This is a genomic window from Pseudomonas agronomica, assembly GCF_025917275.1.
Classification (GTDB): Bacteria; Pseudomonadota; Gammaproteobacteria; order Pseudomonadales; family Pseudomonadaceae; genus Aquipseudomonas; species Aquipseudomonas agronomica.
The window spans coordinates 1-1,590 of sequence record NZ_JAOSHO010000778.1 but is presented as its reverse complement, the minus strand read 5'-3'; the positions used below and the strand labels follow the sequence as shown (position 1 = coordinate 1,590).

The 1,590-nt window shown below is 64.3% G+C and carries 1 protein-coding gene; it reads right to left on the bottom strand.

Annotated features, from left to right (window positions below):
* Positions 1-33: 33 nt before the first annotated feature.
* Positions 34-1,440 (bottom strand): ABC transporter substrate-binding protein, encoded by a 1,407-nt coding sequence (locus OC610_RS27055; RefSeq protein ID WP_264432398.1) that lies wholly within the window; start codon positions 1,438-1,440, stop codon positions 34-36.
* Between the last annotated feature and the right edge of the window lie 150 nt (positions 1,441-1,590).

The following is a 1,590-nucleotide window of genomic DNA, read 5'->3' as shown; positions in this document are numbered from 1 at the left end:
AGCAAGCTCGCTCCCACAGGGGACGGTGTCAGGTCAGCGGGCGGCGACCGCCTGGGTGGTGGCCTCGGTGAAATCCAGGACCTTGCCGCCCTGCTGCGTGGCAAACTGCTCGGCCTGCCCCTTCAACAGGAACGCGCTGAGCTGGCCCTTGCCGTCACTGGCGAACCACGCCTGCTCGGCCAACAGCTTGATCCCGCTGTCGCTGGCCTGGGCGTAGACGGCGCGGATGCCCTTGCCTTCTTGCTTGAGGCTTGCCAGTGCGCTGAAGGCTGACTGCGCCGAGGCGTAATGACGCACTTTCGGCTCGCCGCGCACCCAGATCTCGGCCACATGGCGAGCGTCGGTGATGGGCTGGCCGGTCAGGGCGTCGGGCGTGCCGAGGGGCGTCTGGGCGTAGTTGCCCAGTTGCGCGGTGTAGTCGAGGTTCGACGCCTTGAACGCGGCGCGGATGTACTGGTCGTCGATGAAGGTGTTGAGGTCCAGCCCCCGATCGGCCTTTTTCAGCAGCTTGAGGGTGTCGATGGCGGTGCCGACGGCCTGGCGATATTCCGGTTTCCAGGTGAGGTCGCGGGTCTGTACGCCCAGCGGTCCATGGAACAGATAATTGACCTCGGCATCCACGCCAGTGACCTTGGCGATCAGCTCGCTGTATTTCTCAGGCTCGGCGGCCAGCAGTTGATTGGCTTCAATGGATGCGCGCAGGTAGGCGACGACGATTTCCGGGTACTTCCTGGCATAGGCCTGGTCCACCAGCGCGCCATGGAATGTCGGCGTTTTCGCCTGGGCGCCGTCATAGATCTTGCGGGCGAACCCCCGGCTGGGGAACAGCTCGGCGAAGGGCACGAAGTCGGCATGGGCATCAATCTTGCCGGCCTGCAACGCCGAGCCGGCGACCTCCGGTGGCTGGGCGATGATGTTCACATCCTTGAGCGGATCCCAGCCCTGGGCCGCAACGGCGCGTAGCAACATGCCATGGGCGGTGGAGGCGAATGGCACGGAAATCGTCTTGCCCTTGAGCTCGGCCAGGGACTGTACACCCGAGGCACTGGGCACGACGATGCCGTTGCCGCTGCCCTGGGTGCTGCCCGACAGCACGCTGATGAACAGGCTGTGCTTGCCGGCGGTCTCGAACGCCACGCCGTTGAAAGCACCCGGGAAATCGGCCATGGCGCCGAAGTCGAGTTTGCCGGCGACCATCTCGTTGGTCAGTGGCGCGCCGCTGGTGAAGTTTTTCCACTGGATGTCGTAGTGGGCATTCTTGTACGCGCCGTCGTGGGGCAAGTACTTGTCCAACAGGCCCAGCTCCCGGATCAACAACCCGCCGGCGGCGCAGTTGATGGTGGTGTCCTGGGTGCCGATGGCGATGCGGATGGTGTCTGCCTGGGCAGGCAGGGTCAATGAAGCCAGTGCCAGACCGGCCAGTGCTGCACGCAATAACATGGGTGTGTCCCCTCGAATCATTTTAGGTTTTTCGTCTCCGCCGCGATCAGGGCGCGGTGGGAAACGAGGGGTGTGCTGGGATTAGCGTCCGGTGTGGCCGGATGGCTTTTTTTGTGTCTGTGGTGGCCTCATCGTCGGAACGCCGCCCGA